This is a genomic window from Pseudomonas sp. CCOS 191 (assembly GCF_001007005.1).
Classification (GTDB): domain Bacteria; phylum Pseudomonadota; class Gammaproteobacteria; order Pseudomonadales; family Pseudomonadaceae; genus Aquipseudomonas; species Aquipseudomonas soli.
The window spans coordinates 1,349,369-1,366,357 of the sequence record NZ_LN847264.1 but is presented as its reverse complement, the minus strand read 5'-3'; the positions used below and the strand labels follow the sequence as shown (position 1 = coordinate 1,366,357).

At 64.8% G+C, this 16,989-nt stretch carries 17 protein-coding genes; 8 read left to right on the top strand and 9 right to left on the bottom strand.

Annotated elements, in window-relative coordinates:
- Positions 1–58 precede the first annotated feature (58 nt).
- A complete protein-coding gene (locus CCOS191_RS06215; protein WP_046854478.1) occupies positions 59–2,275 on the bottom strand; it encodes a beta-galactosidase in 2,217 nt (738 codons plus the stop codon).
- 81 nt (positions 2,276–2,356) lie between these two features.
- Entirely contained in the window at positions 2,357–4,501 is a 2,145-nt protein-coding gene (gene dinG, locus CCOS191_RS06210; RefSeq protein WP_046854477.1) for an ATP-dependent DNA helicase DinG, read from the bottom strand.
- Between the two features lie 98 nt (positions 4,502–4,599).
- Here dinG and CCOS191_RS06205 point away from each other — a divergent pair, with 98 nt between their 5' ends.
- Positions 4,600–5,064 (top strand): CopD family protein, encoded by a 465-nt coding sequence (locus CCOS191_RS06205; protein WP_046854476.1) that lies wholly within the window; start codon positions 4,600–4,602, stop codon positions 5,062–5,064.
- Positions 5,065–5,945: 881 nt separating this feature from the next.
- Here the strand turns inward: CCOS191_RS06205 and CCOS191_RS06200 are convergent.
- From CCOS191_RS06200 to CCOS191_RS06185, 4 genes are all read right to left on the bottom strand, one after another.
- Positions 5,946–6,704: a hypothetical protein gene (locus tag CCOS191_RS06200; protein ID WP_046854475.1), complete on the bottom strand. Its 759-nt coding sequence runs from the start codon at positions 6,702–6,704 to the stop codon at positions 5,946–5,948.
- Entirely contained in the window at positions 6,697–6,972 is a 276-nt protein-coding gene (locus tag CCOS191_RS06195) for a DUF1145 domain-containing protein (protein WP_046854474.1), read from the bottom strand. Before CCOS191_RS06195 ends, CCOS191_RS06200 begins: the two co-directional genes overlap by 8 nt.
- Before the next feature lie 97 nt (positions 6,973–7,069).
- Positions 7,070–7,789 carry an OmpA family protein gene (locus tag CCOS191_RS06190; protein WP_046854473.1) on the bottom strand — a complete coding sequence of 240 codons (720 nt, stop codon included), beginning with the start codon at positions 7,787–7,789 and terminating at the stop codon, positions 7,070–7,072.
- An 89-nt stretch (positions 7,790–7,878) separates the two neighbouring features.
- Entirely contained in the window at positions 7,879–8,571 is a 693-nt protein-coding gene (locus CCOS191_RS06185) for an OmpA family protein (RefSeq protein ID WP_046854472.1), read from the bottom strand.
- Between the two features lie 160 nt (positions 8,572–8,731).
- On the opposite strand from CCOS191_RS06185, the gene CCOS191_RS06180 reads away from it, so the two are divergent.
- The 6 genes from CCOS191_RS06180 (at position 8,732) to CCOS191_RS06155 (ending at position 14,311) form a co-directional block, all read left to right on the top strand.
- The gene (locus CCOS191_RS06180) at positions 8,732–9,226 is read left to right on the top strand and encodes a DUF6231 family protein (RefSeq protein WP_046854471.1); all 495 of its coding nucleotides are present in this window, start codon (positions 8,732–8,734) and stop codon (positions 9,224–9,226) included.
- 4 nt (positions 9,227–9,230) lie between these two features.
- Complete coding sequence (locus CCOS191_RS06175; RefSeq protein WP_046854470.1) at positions 9,231–9,707, top strand: YchJ family protein; 477 nt, start codon at positions 9,231–9,233, stop codon at positions 9,705–9,707.
- A 2-nt stretch (positions 9,708–9,709) separates the two neighbouring features.
- The gene (locus tag CCOS191_RS06170) at positions 9,710–10,186 is read left to right on the top strand and encodes an LEA type 2 family protein (protein WP_046854469.1); all 477 of its coding nucleotides are present in this window, start codon (positions 9,710–9,712) and stop codon (positions 10,184–10,186) included.
- A gap of 7 nt (positions 10,187–10,193) precedes the next feature.
- Positions 10,194–10,397, top strand: a complete 204-nt coding sequence (locus CCOS191_RS06165) for an SEC-C metal-binding domain-containing protein (protein WP_023632501.1) — start codon at positions 10,194–10,196, stop codon at positions 10,395–10,397.
- A 192-nt stretch (positions 10,398–10,589) separates the two neighbouring features.
- On the top strand, positions 10,590–13,025 hold the full coding sequence (locus CCOS191_RS06160) for a penicillin acylase family protein (RefSeq protein ID WP_046854468.1): 2,436 nt from the start codon (positions 10,590–10,592) through the stop codon (positions 13,023–13,025).
- A gap of 170 nt (positions 13,026–13,195) precedes the next feature.
- Positions 13,196–14,311 carry a succinylglutamate desuccinylase/aspartoacylase family protein gene (locus CCOS191_RS06155; protein WP_046854467.1) on the top strand — a complete coding sequence of 372 codons (1,116 nt, stop codon included), beginning with the start codon at positions 13,196–13,198 and terminating at the stop codon, positions 14,309–14,311.
- Between the two features lie 6 nt (positions 14,312–14,317).
- Here CCOS191_RS06155 and CCOS191_RS06150 read toward each other — a convergent pair whose 3' ends face one another.
- Both CCOS191_RS06150 and dcd read right to left on the bottom strand, forming a co-directional pair.
- Positions 14,318–14,560, bottom strand: a complete 243-nt coding sequence (locus tag CCOS191_RS06150; RefSeq protein WP_046854466.1) for a hypothetical protein — start codon at positions 14,558–14,560, stop codon at positions 14,318–14,320.
- A gap of 97 nt (positions 14,561–14,657) precedes the next feature.
- A complete protein-coding gene (dcd, locus tag CCOS191_RS06145) occupies positions 14,658–15,224 on the bottom strand; it encodes a dCTP deaminase (protein ID WP_023630764.1) in 567 nt (188 codons plus the stop codon).
- 327 nt (positions 15,225–15,551) lie between these two features.
- Here dcd and CCOS191_RS06140 point away from each other — a divergent pair, with 327 nt between their 5' ends.
- Positions 15,552–15,761 carry a cold-shock protein gene (locus tag CCOS191_RS06140; RefSeq protein WP_012273869.1) on the top strand — a complete coding sequence of 70 codons (210 nt, stop codon included), beginning with the start codon at positions 15,552–15,554 and terminating at the stop codon, positions 15,759–15,761.
- Positions 15,762–15,883: 122 nt separating this feature from the next.
- On the opposite strand, the gene apbC is transcribed toward CCOS191_RS06140, so the two are convergent.
- A complete protein-coding gene (gene apbC, locus CCOS191_RS06135; RefSeq protein ID WP_023630763.1) occupies positions 15,884–16,978 on the bottom strand; it encodes an iron-sulfur cluster carrier protein ApbC in 1,095 nt (364 codons plus the stop codon).
- Positions 16,979–16,989: the final 11 nt, after the last annotated feature.

Here is a 16,989-nt window from a genome sequence, read left to right as displayed (position 1 = left end):
CATTGTTTCAGTAGTTGGGCGATTTGCCTACTGAAGATGGCTGGGTGGTTATCCGGAACTACGGTTTGTCCAACGCTGTGCGCAAATGCCCAAGGGCTTGAAGGTTGCTGCGGCGTACCGCCTCGATGAACCCCGCATAGGGCACATCGGTGACAGCGACCAGGCCAAGATGACCGTTCTCGCCATCGAGCAGACGCCCGCTAGCGGGTTGATCGAGGTACTGGAACCAGTGCGCACCGACGATCATCGGCTGGGCCATGGCCGCCTTGAGGAAGTTGGCATACGCCGGACCGCGGTCTTCCTCTCGGGCCACTTCCAGCGGGCCTGGCCAGAACGGACCACGGTCGCGCGAGCCGAACTGGAACTCCGAGACCAGCACCGGCTTGTCGAGCTCGGCCAGGCGGGCGAAGTCGTAGCCGTCGTCAGGCTTCAAGGTATAGAAGTTGAAGCTCAGCACATCGCAGAACTCGGCGCAGGCCTTCACCGCCTCGGGGGTGCTGACCGCGTAGCGGCCACCGAGCAGCAGATGGTTGGGCGCATGCCATTTCAGCGCATCGGAAATGGTCTTGAAGTAGGTTTCGGCAAACACCTGCTGGAAGTACTGGTAGTCACGCTCGATTTCCGGATGCTCCGGGTTGGGCAATGGCGCCTCGAACCCCGGGTCTTCCATCAGCTCCCAAGCGGTCAGCTCAATACCCCAGGCCTTCGACAGCCCCTGCTGGTTGCGGTACTTGTCGCGCAGTTGCTTGAGGAAAGCGCGCTTGGCCGGCACATCCGTGGTCAGGCGCAAGGTGCCGTAGGCCAGGCCATAACGTGCCTTGGGGTCGTCCCCCGGCGCGGCCCAGGCCAGTTCGTTGTCGGCGAAGTAACCGATCAGCCAAGGATCGTCACGGTGATCCCGGGCAGCAATGGCCACGGCACGCTCGGTGGCCATGGCGAAACGCGGATCGAACGGGTCGGGCATGCGTCCCCACCAGTCCATGCCGGTGCTGATGCTGGCGTAGTCACCGACGATCGACAGCGGCAAGGTGTACGGCAGGCGCTTGGCTTGCCCGAGCGACGCATCGCTCCAGTTACCTAGGGTGTTGAAGCCCCAGGCCTGCAGGCGATCCAGGGTATGGCCCTGCCAGCGCTGGGTGTCCAGCACCGCCATCGGGCACGCCACCTCTCCCTGCGGGCAAGGCTTGCCGTAGGTGCGCTGAAGATTGGCCGCGTAGAAGTCAAACCAGCGCCCCTGCTTGAAACCACGGCCTTGGGACGACGCATTGCCGTCATCGTTGTTGCCTTCGCCATAGAAGGCACTCAGGGTGTCGCCTTCTCCCGGCAAGGCTTTGAACATGCCCTCACGGCCGGCGACATAGGTGCGCCCGCCATCGGCGGCGACGGCATTGACGCCGAGCGAAAAGAACGGATGCCCTTCCGGCGTCACCAGGTACCAGCGTCCGTCGCGTTTCTCGGTACGGAAAAAACCCTTGGCTTCGAACGCAGGTCCCTCCAGCAGGCCGCCATAGGTGTCCAGTTTTAGCTTGTCGCGCTCAGCCAGCCAGCCCTTGAGCTGTGCCTGTTCACGGCTGTCGGCAGCCTTGAGTTGCTCGTCGTTGACGATTTTTTCCGGCCAGCGGCCACGGGTCGATTGCCCATAGCCATCGATCAGCTCGGCGTAGGCGGCCTTGAACGCCTGGTCGTCATCCTGCAGGCCGACCTTCTCGATCAACAGGCTCTGCGCCACCTTGGGGCCAGGGATGCTCAAGCTGACCGAGGTGATTTGGGCCAGGTCGGCTGCTCCTTCGCTGCTGGTCAGCAACAGGCGCTGACCTTCGTAGGTCCAGGGCATCGGCGGCCCGGCGCGCATGCCCTGGCTCAGTGGTGAACGGGCCTTGAGCGGAATCATCACGGTCTGCGCAGGCCCGGCCGGCAGGTCGATGCGGCTGGTGAGCGTGCGTCCGTCGCTGCTTTGCACCACCACATCAACGGTCAGCGCCCAATCCATGCCGCTCTGCAGGCGCAGGGTCAGCGCCTGGCCGGCAGACCAGTCCCACGCCCCGCTCTGCGGCGCGAGGCGCAGTGTCGGCTGCGCCACCGGGTTGAACACCACACGCCGCAACACCTCGCCTTCGGCTGTCTGTTCCGCGTTGTACTGCGGCATGCTGGCGTCCTGGGTGATGACATTCACCACCGAGGCCGGGCGCACGAAGCTGAACAGGGTCTGCTGCCCGGCTAGCAAGGGCGCACTGAACAACACGGAGAACACGACAGGCAAGGCGCGGCGGATCATGGGGCGGTGGCTCTCCTTCGGAGCCCGTCATGGGCTCGCAATCGAGTAATGGACAACGGGTTGTGCGTGTTGCTCCGGCAGTCAGCCGATTTCCCGTCGGAAAGGTGGCAGCGCGTTGAGAATAGCCTTGCCATAGCGTTGCGTGACCAGGCGGCGGTCAAGCAAGGTAATCACACCACGGTCCTGCTCGGTACGCAGCAGCCGGCCACAGGCCTGGATGAGGCGCAGCGAGGCGTCGGGCACGGCGATCTCCATGAACGGGTTGCCGCCACGGGCTTCGATCCATTCGGCCAGCGCGGCCTCGACCGGATCGTCCGGCACCGCGAAGGGGATCTTGGCGATCACCACATGCTCGCAATAGGCGCCCGGCAGGTCGACCCCCTCGGCGAAGCTGGCGAGGCCGAACAGCACGCTGTGCTGGCCATCGTCGACCCGCGCCTTGTGCTTGTTCAGGGTTTCCTGCTTGGACAGGTTGCCCTGGATCAGCACCAGCTTGCGCCAGTCGCGGTCCAGGCCGTCGAACACGTCCTGCATCTGTTTGCGCGAGGAGAACAGCACCAGCGCGCCGCGGGCGTCCTCGACGATGGCTGGCAGCTCGCGAATGATCGCCGCGGTGTGCGCCGTGGCGTCGCGCGGATCGGCACCCAGGTCGGGCACCCGCAGCAGCCCCGCGTCACCATGCACGAACGGGCTGGGCACCACGCATTGCACTGCGTCGCGTGGCAGGCCCGAACGCATGCGGAAGCGGTCGAACTTGCCCAGTGCAGTGAGCGTCGCCGAGGTCACCAGGGCGCCATAGGCGACGTTCCACAGGCTCTTGCGCAGCATCTCGGCAGCCAGGATGGGGCTGGCGTTGACCTCGATATCGAACAGCGCGCCGCTTTCGGCCAGGGTCAGCCAACGGGCCATGGGCGGGTTGTCTTCGGGGTCTTCCGCGGTAAAGGCAGTCCACAGCTCCCAGTTGCCCTGAGCACGGGTCACCAGGCTGCCGAACAGCGGGTACCACTCCTCGGCCTGGTGGCTGGCGATACCGATGTTGTTCTCGCCGTCCATGCCTTCCTTGAGCAGGTCGGCCAGGCGGGTGAACAGGTCGTTGAGGCGGGCGAAGCCTTTCTTGAGCTCGATGCCCACTTCGCGGATCTGCTCCGGTACCACGCCGCCCTCGAAGCGATAGCGCGGGCGGTCGCGACCTTCCATGTCCTCGCCGGCGCGGAAGTCCGCCACCTGCTCGCACAGGGTGAACATGAACTGCTGCTGGGTACGCACCTCGCGGGCCAGCTCCGGCACCTGCTCGATGTACTTGCCGAGGTCGCCCGGCAATGGATGCTGGGCCAGCAGTTTGGTCAGGTTCTTGGCGGTCTGCTCCAGCCAGTCGGCGGTGGAACGCAGCCGCGAGTAATGGGCGAAATGGCCGATGGCCTTGTCCGGCAGGTGGTGGCCTTCGTCGAACACGTACATGGTGTCGCGCGGGTCAGGCAGCACTGCGCCACCGCCAAGTGCCAGGTCGGCCAGGACCATGTCGTGGTTGGTGACGATCACGTCGACCTTGCCCATGCCTTCACGGGCCTTGTAGAACACGCACTGCTGGAAGTTCGGGCAATGGCGGCCGGTGCACTGGCTGTGGTCGGTGGTCAGGCGCGCCCAGTCCTGGTCCTCGATGGCCTCCGACCAGCTGTCGCGATCGCCGTCCCAGCGGTTGCCGGCGAGCTTCTCGATCATGCTGTTGAACAGCTTCTGGCTGCGCTCGTCGACCTCGATGCGAAAGCCCTCCTCCTCGAACAGCTGGGCGGTGGCCGACTGGGCGTGGCCTTCCTGCAGCAGGACGTCGAGTTTGGACAGGCACAGGTAACGGCCACGGCCCTTGGCCAGGGCGAAACTGAAGTTCAGCCCGCTGTTGCGCATCAGGTCGGGCAGGTCCTTGAAGACGATCTGCTCCTGCAGCGCCACGGTCGCGGTGGCGATCACCAGGCGCTTGCCGGCGGCCTTGGCGGCGGGGATCGCGGCCAGGCTGTAGGCGACGGTCTTGCCGGTACCGGTACCGGCCTCGACGGCAACCACCGCGGGCTCGCCGGCACGGCGGCCTTCATCGTCGCTGGCGATGTCGCCGAGCACCTTGGCCACTTCGGCGATCATCAGGCGCTGGCCGTAACGCGGCTTGAGGCTTTTGGCTTCGAGGAAACGCGAGTAGGCGCCCTGGATGGTGGCTTTGAGTTCGTTGCTGATCATGGTCTGCAGGCGCCCGGAGGGCTGGATATATTTTCAGTGTTTCGCATGGACCGGCTATCATACCCCGCTATTGCCCTTTGTGCCGCATGGAGATCCGGATGCTTGCCTTTGCCCTGCCCTACACCTTGCATGTCCTGGCTGCCCTCGTCTGGGTCGGCGGGATGTTCTTCGCCTGGCTGGTGCTGCGGCCGGCCACGGTTGCAGCGCTGGAGGGGCCTGCGCGGCTGCGTTTGTGGGTGGAGGTTTTCCAGCGGTTCTTCAGATGGGTCTGGCTGGCGGTGGCGGTGCTGGCTGTCAGCGGGGTCGGCATGATCCACCTGCGGTTTGCCGGGTTCGAGACCGCGCCTCGTTATGTGCAGGTGATGATTGGCGGGGGGATTGTCATGTTTGCGTTGTTCATGCGGGTTCAGGGGTTGTTGTTGCCTGAGCTGCGTGCGGCGGTGGAGGCTGGGGATTGGGCTTCGGGGGCTGGGGTGCTGGGGCGGATTCGGCGGTTGGTTGGGGTTAATTTGTTGATTGGGGTGTTAGTGGTGGGGGTGGCAAGTTCGCGGGTTTTGGTTTGAGGGGTTTGGTTTGGGTTTGGGTTTGGCTTGAGAGATTGTTTTGGTATTTGTAAGCACATTCGTAGACGATATCGACATTTAGTCACCATTTCGCCTTTACGGCGACCTACTTTTGTCTTGACAAAAGTAGGCAAAACCGTTCGGCTCCGTTCATACGGCCCCTACGCTTCGCTACGGGGTTCCCTCGCTCCGTTCTTGCTCCCGTGGGTACCGCGCTGTACGCCCCATCCTGGGGCGCAGCGCTCGACGGCCATCCATGGCCGTCGCCCCACTACGCAAGAACTCCACTCGGCCTCCTGAAGTCGCAATTGGTGGCGCCTGAACTATCGCGCACTTAGAAGCAAGATCAAGAGCAGATCAAGAGCAGATCAAGAGCAGATCAAGAGCAGATCAAGAGCAGATCAAGAGCAGATCAAGAGCAGATATGTTGGTTTTGTTAGTGGCTGTAATGTTGTTCTTCATTGCCCCGCGATGTTAATCTAGAGTTCCCACGATGGCAACTAGCGACTAGCTGCGTTAGTGCAGGCGCCGCCCGTAACTTCGCGACTTCAGGAGGCCGAACGGAGGTCTTGCGGAGGGAGGTGACGGGCATGGATGCCCGTCAAGCGCTGCGCCCCAGGATGGGGCGTTCAGCGCGGTCCTCCCGGGAGCAAGGCCGGAGTGAGGGAACCCGGAGCGAAGCGGAGGGCCGGATGAATGGAGCGCCACGGCTTTGCTTACTTTGGCCACGACCAAAGTAAGCCGCCGTAAGGGCGGAAAGGTGAATAAGCGTCGACATCGCAAATGAATGCGCATACAACTTTCAACACCAACTAACCAAACAACCAAACAACCAAACAACCAAACAACCAAACAACCAAACAACGCTACCCCAAAAAAACTCAAAGCCGCTGAAGAATCAATTCCCCCGAGGCCCCAGCCAACCCAGGCTGCCCGGCCTGCCCAGGCCGCCCATCCCCCCCCGCATCGGTCCGATACACCAGACACCCCTTACTGACCCCACCCGCCCCGGCCTTCCCGGCAGCCCCCGCCTTACCAGGCGCACCACCATCAAGCCGCACCACAATCCGCTCCTGCGCAAACCCTTCAGGCACCGCCAGACGAACTCGCCCACCGGGCGCCCCATCATGCCCGTTGCCACCATCATCACCATTGGCCCCACGACTGGCCTGCCCCCAGGTGCAGCCCCCGGGCTTGCCATTGGCGCCGTCGAGCCCGACATACCCCGGCGCCCCAGCCCCGCCCCGGGCGTCGATCGATAGCCGCTCCGCCTCCAGCGCCTGCAGCCGCAGATCCAGGTTACGCCCCGGCCGCGCGGGCCGCTCGTAGCTTCCGGGCGCCCCTGGCGCACTGAATTCGCTGCCCTCGCCCAGCCGAGCCGTCAACGCCTCGATACTCAGGTCGCGCTCGGCCGGCGCGATGGCGATGCGCGCATCGCGCCCCAGTTCGAGCCGGTCGATCTTCAGCTCGGTAAGGCTGGCCGGTAGCAACAAGGTCGCAGAGTCGGCCACCCGCAGGTGCTCCAGGTGCACGCTCGCCGCCTTGTTCGGCAGGCGCAACATCGAATGGGCAGCAACCTCCAGGCTTTCGGCCTGGGCCAAGGGTGTGACCATTACGGCCAGCAAAATCAGTTTACGCATGGCTCGGCGCCTCCTGCGACCGGGGAATGGACATGACATGGAAGATGCCGGTCAACAGAATCTGCAGGCGGTCGAACCAGCGGTGGCTGCGCCCGCGCAGGCTGCCGTTGAAGAACAGCACCTCGAGCACATGCAGCGACAACAGGACGATACCCGCGGCATTGATCAGCAGATTGAGCGGCAATGGCTGCGGCATGAACTGGTTGAACAGCACCACACCCCAGAACGCCACCGTCAGAGCCTTGCCCAGGCCCAGGATGAACTTCATACCCCGCCCCCATGATTTATTGTTATGCCGGCGCGGCCCGTTCGAGCGGACCGCGCCGGCAACAGTAACCCTACTGCCGGGGCATGCGCCAGAGGGGTCAGTTCAGGTGCAGTTCCACCCGTCGGTTGCGCGAGCGACCTTCGTCGGTGTCGTTGTCAGCCACCGGCTCACTCTCGCCACGGCCCTGGCTGGTCACCTTGTTCGGTGCCAGGCCCTGGCTGATCAGGTACTCGGCAACACCACTGGCACGGCGCTCGGACAGGCGCTGGTTGTAACTGTCGGAGCCCACGCTGTCAGTGAAACCGATCACCTTGACACTGGCCACACTGGGGTCGTTGAGCTTGGGCAGCAAGCCCTGCAGGCGCTGCTGGGCACCTTGGGTGAGTTCGGCGGAGTCGAAGGCGAACAGCACCTGGCCCTGATCATCCAGCGTGATCACCTCTGGGGTCGCCGCAGGTTCTGGCTGCGGTGCGGTGGCTGGATATTGCGGCAACGGGCAGCCCATATGGTTGACCTGGGTACCGGCCGGGGTGTCCGGGCAACGGTCGCGGCGGTCGAAAACGCCATCGCCATCCTCGTCGCCATCCTGGGCATAACAGATCAGGCCACCGGCGATCGCACCGGCAACGCCGGCACCAGCCGCCCAGCTGGAACTTTCGATGGCGCCCAGGCCGCCACCGACCAGGCCGCCAAGCAGGCTGCAGATGGGCCAGGTCCTTTGATTGAGGGGCGCGCTGCCATCGCTGTGGGTGGCGCAGCCTGCCAGCAGGCTCGTGGCCACCACCAACGGCAGTGCCGCTTTCGACAAAACACGCATGGTGAATGCTCCTGTGTCACCGGCCGCTACCGGTCACACAGGAGTAAAGACGTGCCCACGCCACTTCTCAAGGCGCGGGCACATCACCGTCAACGCTGGATCTTGATCTCGGTTCGACGGTTCATGGCACGCCCGTCGGCGGTGGCGTTGTCGGCGACCGGCTGCGTTTCACCCACCCCCACCACCGAGACGAAGCTGGCGCGCGGTACACCGCTTTCGACCAGGTAGTTGGTCACCGACTGGGCGCGGCGCTCGGAGAGCTTCTGGTTGTAGCTGTCGGAGCCGACGCTGTCGGTGTGGCCAGAAACGCTCAGGCGCGCGCTCGGGGCTTCCTGCTTGAGGCGGGTGGCGATGGTGTTCAGGCGCTCTTTGTCGGTGGCCGTCAGGCGTGCCGAGTCAAACTCGAAATGCACGTCACGGATGACGATGACTTCTTCCTTCTGTACCACGACCTCCTCGACCACCGGCGCCGGCTCCGGCGGGCAGCCATTGGCGTCGACCTGCACGCCGCGCGGGGTGCCCGGGCACTTGTCGCGGCTGTCCGGGACGCCATCGCCGTCTTCGTCACCGTCACCATGGGCCCAGCAGTAACCCGCCGCCAGGCCGCCACCGAGCAAGGCGCCCCAGCCAGCCCAGCTGGAGCTCTCGATCGCGCCCAGGGCCGCGCCGCCCACGCCCCCGACGGCAGCACACTTCGGCCAGTCGGTTTTCTGCAAACCTGCACAACCAGTCAACACACTGGTGAGCAGAACCAGGGGTATCGCTGTGCGTACTATGCTCATCTTGTTGCTTCTCCTAGGGGGAATCGGTAGAAAACCGATGCTCTGGGAGTAAAGACCGGCGCTTCCCGCTCTGCCAGCAATAAGCCACGCCGCAGCGGCGCGCCCCTTTGCCCGCTGGCCTGGGACCGTTAGTCTTGAGCGACCTGAACGAGGAATGGCAATGACCGACGCTTTCTCCCAACGCACGCCCCAGCAGGCACTGGCCGCCCTGCTGGAGCGCTTCACCCCGCGCCACTTGCTGCTGGTGGGCAGCCGCTTCCCGGCTTTGGAAGCCTTCGCCGCCGCCCATCCCGATACCCGCATCGAAGTCACCGCACCCGGCCCGCTGCCCGCCGAACAGGCAGCCCGGCGCTTCGACCTGGCGGTACTGGTCGATTGCCTGGAGCACCTGCCCAAGCGCACCGGCCTGGAGCTGCTGGGCGGCATCCGCAACCTCAACGCCAGCCGCGTCGCGGTCCTGGCCGACCTGACCGCCTGCGGCTGGCAGGCCACCGATTTCTATTCGCTGGCGCTCTCGGCCAGCGAGCAGTTCCAGCGCGATGAACAGGTATTGAGCCTGTTCACCTATGATCTGCATGACTACAAACAAGTCCCGGACTGGCTCAATGCCAAGTTCTGGGCCAACCCCGAAAACTTCGGCAAGTACTGGTGGTGACCGAATGAGTGTCTCGATCTGCCCCTGCGGCAGTGGCAACCTGCTCGATACCTGCTGCGGGCACTATCACAGTGGAACACCAGCGCCGGATGCCCAGACGCTGATGCGTTCACGCTACAGCGCCTATGTACTGGGCCTGGTGGATTACCTGGTGGCTACCACCCTGCCGGCCCAGCAACCAGGCCTGGACCGCGCCGCCATGGCGGCCTGGAGCGCGCAGAGCACTTGGCTGGGCCTGGAGGTGGAGGACGCCGAGGTGCTCGGCGGGCAGCCCGAGCATGCCTTCGTCACGTTCACCGCGCGCTGGCACGACCTCGAGGGCGATCACCAGCACCGCGAGCGCTCGGCATTCGTCCAGCATGCCGGACGATGGTATTTCATCGACCCGACCGCGCCCCTCAAGGCCGGTCGCAACGACCCCTGCCCCTGCGCCAGCGGGCAGAAATTCAAGAAATGCTGCGCCAGTTACTTCGGTAGTTGAGCATGCGCACCCTGGCCCGCCTGCTCTCGCTCAGCCTGCTGCTGGGCGGGTTGGCGGGCTGCGTCAGCTGGGGCAGTGATTCCTGGCGCGAACCACAGTTGCACCTGCTCGAGGTGGAACCGGTGAAGGTGCGCCTGCACCAGCAGGAGTTCGTTCTGCACCTGCGGGTCGACAACCCCAACGACAGCCGCCTGTTCATCCGCCACCTGGCTTACTCTGTACGCCTCGGCGACCTGTTGCTGGCCGAAGACGAGGCCAGCCTGTGGCGCAGCGTTGGCGGCCATGCCCGGCGCACCTTCAAGGTCACCGTGCGGACCAATCTCTGGCAGCACCTGAAGCCTCTGGCAAAGCTGCTCAAGAGCGGGCAACCCGTGCAGTATCAACTGCGCGGCGAGCTGGCCACCGGGCTGATCGTGCATCGGGACCTGCACTTGAGGCAAAGCGGTGAGATAATCCCCGGCGATCTTAAACCGGAGTAACGCTGCAATGACCCAACAACCCCATGTCCATGGCCCCGACTGCGATCACGATCACGGTCACGACCATCACCACGACCACGGCCATGTACACGGCCCGCACTGCAACCACGGCCACCAGGAGCCGGTGCGCAACGCCCTGAAGGACGTCGGCCGCAACGACCCTTGCCCATGCGGCAGCGAGAAGAAATTCAAGAAGTGCCACGGCGCCTGATCAACGTCAGCGCACGTGTTCATGGCCAAGCTCACCCCCAGGCAAATCTTCTTGGGAACGGGCTTGGCCCATGATCAACCCGCTCCAGCATGACCACTGGTAAATAAAGCTCCCTGGCACCTTGCACGGCGACTGCGCGCTCACTACCTTAGCGCCTTTCAGAACCCCGCCACGCCCTGCAGGAATCCAGCCATGGCCGCCCCCGTCCTTCCACCTTTCCCTCTCCGCCTCGGCAGTGCTGCCGCGTTGCTTGGCCTGCTCGCGCTGGGCGGCTGCCAGATGGGTGGCTACCAGGACAGCGTCCTGCCCAACAGCGGCGTGCAACCGCTCAAGGGCCTGGCGCAGAACGTCTCGGTACGGCGTAACGCCATGGGCGCGCCGCTGATCGAAAGCAGCAACTTCCATGATGCGCTGTTCAGCCTGGGCTACCTGCATGCCGGGGATCGCATCGAGCAGATGGTCGCCATGCGCCTGCTGGCCCAGGGGCGCCTGGCCGAGCTGGCGGGAGCCGACGCCCTGGAGATCGACCGGCTGATGCGCGCGGCCAACCTCAAGCAGGGTGCCGGCCAGCTGTATGCCGATGCCTCGCCGCGCCTGAAGCGCTTCTTCGAAGTCTATGCCCGCGGGGTCAACGCCTACCTGTTCCGCTATCGCGACAAGTTGCCGGGCGAACTCGCTCGCAGCGGTTATCGCCCGGAATACTGGAAACCCGAGGATTCCGCGCTGATCTTCAGCCTCTACGCCTTCAGCCAGTCGGTGAACCTGCAGGAGGAACTGTCGGCATTGACCCTGGCGCAGAAGGTCGGGGCCGACAAGCTGGCCTGGCTGCTGCCCGGCGCTCCGGACGAGCCCCTGGCCGAAAGCGAAGTCGACAAGCTCAAGGGCCTGAACCTGGCCAGCCAGCTGCCGGGCCTGGGCGCGCTCGCCGCCACTGGCCAGCAATTGGCTGACCTAGGCCTGCTGGGCGCCCCCGGCTCGAGCAACCTGGCCCTGTCGCCCCAGCGCAGCCGTGCCGGCAAGAGCCTGCTGGCCAGCGACAGCCGCGCTGCCTGGGCACTGAGCCCGGTGCAGATCCACACCGGCAAGTATCAGGTCGCCGGCCTGTCGCTGCCGGGGCTGCCGATCGTGCTGGCCGGCTACAACGGCAAGCTGGCCTGGAGCAGCAGCGCGGTGATGGCCGACAACCAGGACCTGTTCCTCGAGCAGGTGCGCCGCCAGGGCCCCCAGCTGACCTACCTCGCCGACGGCAAGTGGCAACCGGCGCGTGCCCGCAACGAGACCTTCTTCGTTCGCGGCCAGCGCCCCCAGCGCGAAGTGATGTACGACACTCGCCACGGCACCCTGTTGCCGGGGCATGGCAGCCTGGCCCTGGCCCTGCATCTACCGCAGCTCAAGGACGATCGCAGCCTCGATGCGCTGTTCGACCTGACCCGCGCGCAAAACATCGAGCGCGCTTTCGACAGCACCCGCGAGGTCGCAGCGGCAGCACTGAACTTCGTATTCGCCGAGCCCCAGCACATCGGCTGGCAGGTCAGCGGCCGCTACCCCAACCGCCGCGAAGGCCAGGGCCTGCTGCCCTCGCCGGGCTGGGACGGGCGCTATGACTGGGATGGCTACGCCGACGCGATGCTGCACCCCTACGATCAGGACCCGCCCGCCGGCTTCATCGGCCACGCCAACCAGCGCAGCCTGCCCAAAGGCTACGGCATGCAGCTGTCGAGCAGTTGGTACTACCCAGAGCGTGCCGAACGCCTGGCCCAGTTGGCCGGCAACGGTCGTCACGACAGCCGCAGCCTGATGGCCCTGCAGAACGATCAGGTGACACTGCTGGCCGACAAGCTGAAGCAGATGTTCGACGCCCCCGGCATGGCCCAGCCGCTCAAGCAGGCCATCGACGCCCTGCCTGGCGCCCAGCGCGACAAGGCTCGCGATGCCCTGGCGCGGCTAAAGGCCTTCGATGGCCGGCTAAGCCCGGTGTCGGCCGATGCCGCCTTGTACGAACTGTTCCTCCAGGCAGTCACTCGCCAGACCTTCCTCGATGAACTGGGCCCGGAATCCAGCCCGGCATGGCAAGCGTTCATCGGCAATGCCAAGCTTTCCTACTCCGCCCAGGCCGACCACCTGCTGGGACGAGAGGACAGCCCGTTCTGGGACGATCGCGGCACGCCGCAAAAAGAAGACAAGCCCACCATCCTCGCCCGCAGCCTGGCTGCGGCGGTGGATGCCGGCACCACACAACTCGGCGCCGACCGCCGTGCCTGGCAGTGGGGCAAGCTGCATCAGTACCGCTGGCCGGCACCGGCCTATCACGGCCTGGGCGACAAGCTCGAGCGCGCGCCCGTGGCGGCGGGTGGCGACTTCAGCACCCTGGCCCTGACGCCTTATGCCTGGGGGAGCAGCTTCGACACCCAACTGCCGGCCTCGGCGCGGATGATCGTCGATTTTGGGCAGACCGAACCGCTGCAGGTGCTGACCAGCAACGGCCAGTCCGGCAATCCGGCCAGCCGCCATTACAGCGACGGGCTCGATGCCTGGTTCAAGGGCCGCTTCACCAGCCTGCCGCTGCAACCGCAGAATTTTGCCCGGGCCTACGGCAGCCAGCGGTTGACGCTGGTGCCTGGCAAATAGGTCTCAGAGACCAGCGCCAGCAAAATCGAGCGCCGCGCGCGCGGTGCTCGATCTCATGGTCACTACCCCATCCTCTTGCGCTCTCCTATTTGAATAGTGCGCCGCCCCCGAAGTTATGCTTCTATCCTTGATCCCAGCCTTCGCCCTAAAACGCTGACATCAGGACCACCATGCACCACTCGACCCACGACCTGCTCTCCCCAGTCCCGGGTATCGCCCGCCAGTTGCACAGCTTCCATTTCGGCCCACGTGGCGCCGGCAAGGTGTACATCCAGGCCTCGCTGCATGCCGACGAGCTGCCGGGCATGCTGGTGGCCTGGCACCTCAAGCAGCGGCTCGCGGACATGGAGCAGCAGGGGCGGTTGCGCAAGGAGGTCATCCTGGTGCCAGTGGCCAACCCGGTCGGCCTCGAGCAGGTATTGCTGGACGCGCCCTTGGGGCGTTTCGAGCTGCAAAGCGGCGAGAACTTCAACCGCAAGTTCGTCGACCTGTCGGACAGCATCGGCGACCAGATCGAAGGCCACCTCTCCCAGGACCCGGCCCACAACCTGGCGTTGATCCGTGAATACCTGCGCCGGGGCCTGGATGCCCACCCCGCGCACACGCCGCTGCAGTCCCAGCGCCTGACCCTGCAGCGCCTGGCCTGCGACGCCGACATGGTGCTCGACCTGCATTGCGACTTCGAAGCCGTCGAGCACCTGTACACCACGCCCGAGGCCTGGCCCGAGGTCGAACCGCTGGCACGCTACCTAGGCGTCCAGGCCAGCCTACTGGCCACCGACTCGGGCGGGCAATCGTTCGATGAGTGTTTCAGCCTGGTGTGGTGGCAGTTGCAGCAGCGCTTCGGCAAACGCTTCCCGATCCCCCAGGGCAGTTTTTCGGTGACCATCGAGTTGCGCGGCCAGGCCGATGTCAGCCACGCCCTGGCCACCCAGGACTGCCAGGCGATCCTCGACTTCCTGACCCACGCCGGCGTCATCGAAGGGCAGCCTGCCCCTTTGCCGGCGCTGCGCCATCCGGCCACGCCGCTGGCAGCGGTGGAACCGGTCATGGCACCGCTTGGCGGGTTGCTGGTGTTCCATGCCAGCCCCGGCCAGTACCTGCAAGCCGGGACACTGATCGCCGAGGTCATCGACCCGCTCAACGACCGAATCACCCCCTTGCGCAATAGCCAGGCGGGGCTGCTCTATGCCCGCAGCATCCGGCGCATGGCCACCGCGGGCATGGTGGTAGCCCATGTGGCAGGCGAGCAGGTCTGTCGCAGCGGTTACCTACTGGGCAACTGAGCGGCGTCAGGCCACGGGAGCGGGAGGCGGCTCATCGGGCAAGGTCGGTTCGCCCGGCTCCATCGGTGGCTGCTCGCCAGGCTGCGGCGGCTGGGGAGTGTCGGGATCAGGCTGGTGAGGCACGCCGCCAGCGCGCATGGGCAGTGGCGTGTGTATCGGCGGATGGGCCAGCAGCGACCAGGCCAGCAATCCGATCTGGTTCGGCTGCAGGACGGCCAGCTTGGCACTGATTGCGGGGTCAATTTTCATGGAAGGCTCCTGACGAGAGCCGGCGCACGTCATGCGCGCCGGGACTGTTCACTCGTTGGAGTGCCGGGCGCGGAAACAATTCCCGCGCTTTGTCGGCTCAGGTGCGCGGCAAGGTGACGCCGCGCTGGCCCTGATACTTGCCACCACGATCCTTGTACGACACTTCGCACTCCTCGTCGGACTGCAGGAACAGCATCTGCGCCACGCCTTCGTTGGCGTAGATCTTCGCCGGCAACGTGGTGGTGTTGGAGAACTCCAGCGTCACATGGCCTTCCCACTCGGGCTCGAGCGGGGTGACGTTGACGATGATGCCGCAGCGGGCGTAGGTGCTCTTGCCCAGGCAGATGGTCAGCACGTCACGCGGGATGCGGAAATACTCGACGGTGCGGGCCAGGGCGAAGGAGTTCGGCGGGATGATGCACACGTCGCTCTTGATGTCGACGAAGCTGCCGGCGTCGAAGTTCTTCGGGTCGACGGTGGCCGAGTTGATGTTGGTGAACACCTTGAATTCGTCGGCGCAGCGTACGTCGTAGCCGTAGCTGGAGACGCCGAAGGAGATGACCCGGCTGTCGTGCTCGCCGCGCACCTGGCGCTCGACGAACGGTTCGATCATGCCGTGTTCCTGCGCCATGCGGCGAATCCACTTGTCCGATTTGATGCTCATGGCGGGGTGTCCTGAAGAGTGCAAGGTGAAAAACGAGATGCGCATCTTACCGGTCCCGGCGCGCGGGTTAAAGTTTCCTTGCCCATCCCGCGCCAGACGGGGCCTGCACCGGCCGCCGATCCGAAATTCATCAAAGCGCTCCTTGACCATTGGCAGGTTGTGGAAAGTGGGTTAAGGTGGCGCCACTGTGCTGCACGTGACACCGAGAATCTCTAGTTTGATGCACGATTATCATCGGCCCATCGCTGAATTTTCTGCTCTCTTTGCACTCAGTCCCGGGCAGGGTATTTCCTGACCGTAATCAACTTTGTCCAAGGAGACAGAAACATGTCCAACCGTCAAAACGGTACCGTCAAGTGGTTCAACGATGAGAAAGGCTACGGCTTCATCACCCCTCAGTCGGGTGACGACCTGTTCGTGCACTTCAAAGCCATCCAAGCTGACGGCTTCAAAACCCTGAAAGAAGGCCAGGCTGTTACTTTCGTCGCTACCCGCGGCCAGAAAGGCATGCAGGCTGAAGAAGTTCAGATCGCCTAAGTCGATCTCGCTTCCTCGCTTTCAAAAAAAACCCGCCATTGGCGGGTTTTTTTGTGCGTGAGCGAATGATCAGAAGCGATCGGGGGAGCGAGCTTGCCCGCTCCCACATGACTGCCTGAACCTCAATCCTCGCTGATGGTGATGCTCGGCATCGCCGGCGCCGCCGCTTCCTGCAGCACGATCCGCGCCCCCACCTGCCGCGCCAGCTCCTGGTAGACCATGGCGATCTGGCTTTCCGGCTCGGCAATCGCGGTCGGCTTGCCACTGTCGGCCTGCTCGCGGATAAGCATCGACAACGGCAACGATGCCAGCAGCTCGACACCGTACTGGGCCGCCAGCTTCTCGCCGCCGCCTTCACCGAACAGGTGCTCGGCATGGCCGCAGTTGGAGCAGATGTGCACCGCCATGTTCTCCACCACGCCCAGCACCGGGATGTTGACCTTGCGGAACATCTCCACGCCCTTCTTGGCATCCAGCAGCGCCAGATCCTGCGGGGTGGTGACGATGACGGAGCCCGCCACCGGCACCTTCTGCGCCAGGGTCAGCTGGATATCGCCGGTGCCTGGCGGCATGTCGATCACCAGGTAGTCGAGGTCGTCCCAGGCGGTCTGGGTCACCAACTGCAGCAACGCCCCCGAGACCATCGGGCCGCGCCAGACCATGGGCGTGTTGTCATCGGTGAGGAAGGCCATGGACATGACCTCGACGCCATGGGCCTTGATCGGCACGAACCACTTCTGCTCGCGCACCTGCGGGCGGGTGCCCTCGGGGATGCCGAACATCACACCCTGGCTGGGGCCATAGATGTCGGCGTCGAGTATCCCCACCCGGGCACCCTCGCGGGCCAGGGCCAGGGCCAGGTTGGCGGCGGTGGTCGACTTGCCGACCCCGCCCTTGCCCGAGGCCACGGCGACGATGTTCTTGACGTTGGCCATGGCCGGCACCTGAGCCTGGGCCTTGTGCGTAGCGATCACACAGTCGATGCCGACCGAGGCCGAAGTCACGCCATCGAGGTTCTCGATGGCGGTCTGCAGCACCTGCGCCCAGCCGCCCTTGAACAGCCCGGCGGCATAGCCCAACTGCAACTGCACATTGACTTGCCCACCCTGGATTTCGATGGCGCGCACGCAACCGGCGCTGACCGGGTCCTGGTTCAGGTAGGGGTCGGTGTACTGGCGAAGCACGCCTTCGACGGCGGCACGGGTAACGGCACTCATGGAGGCTCCCA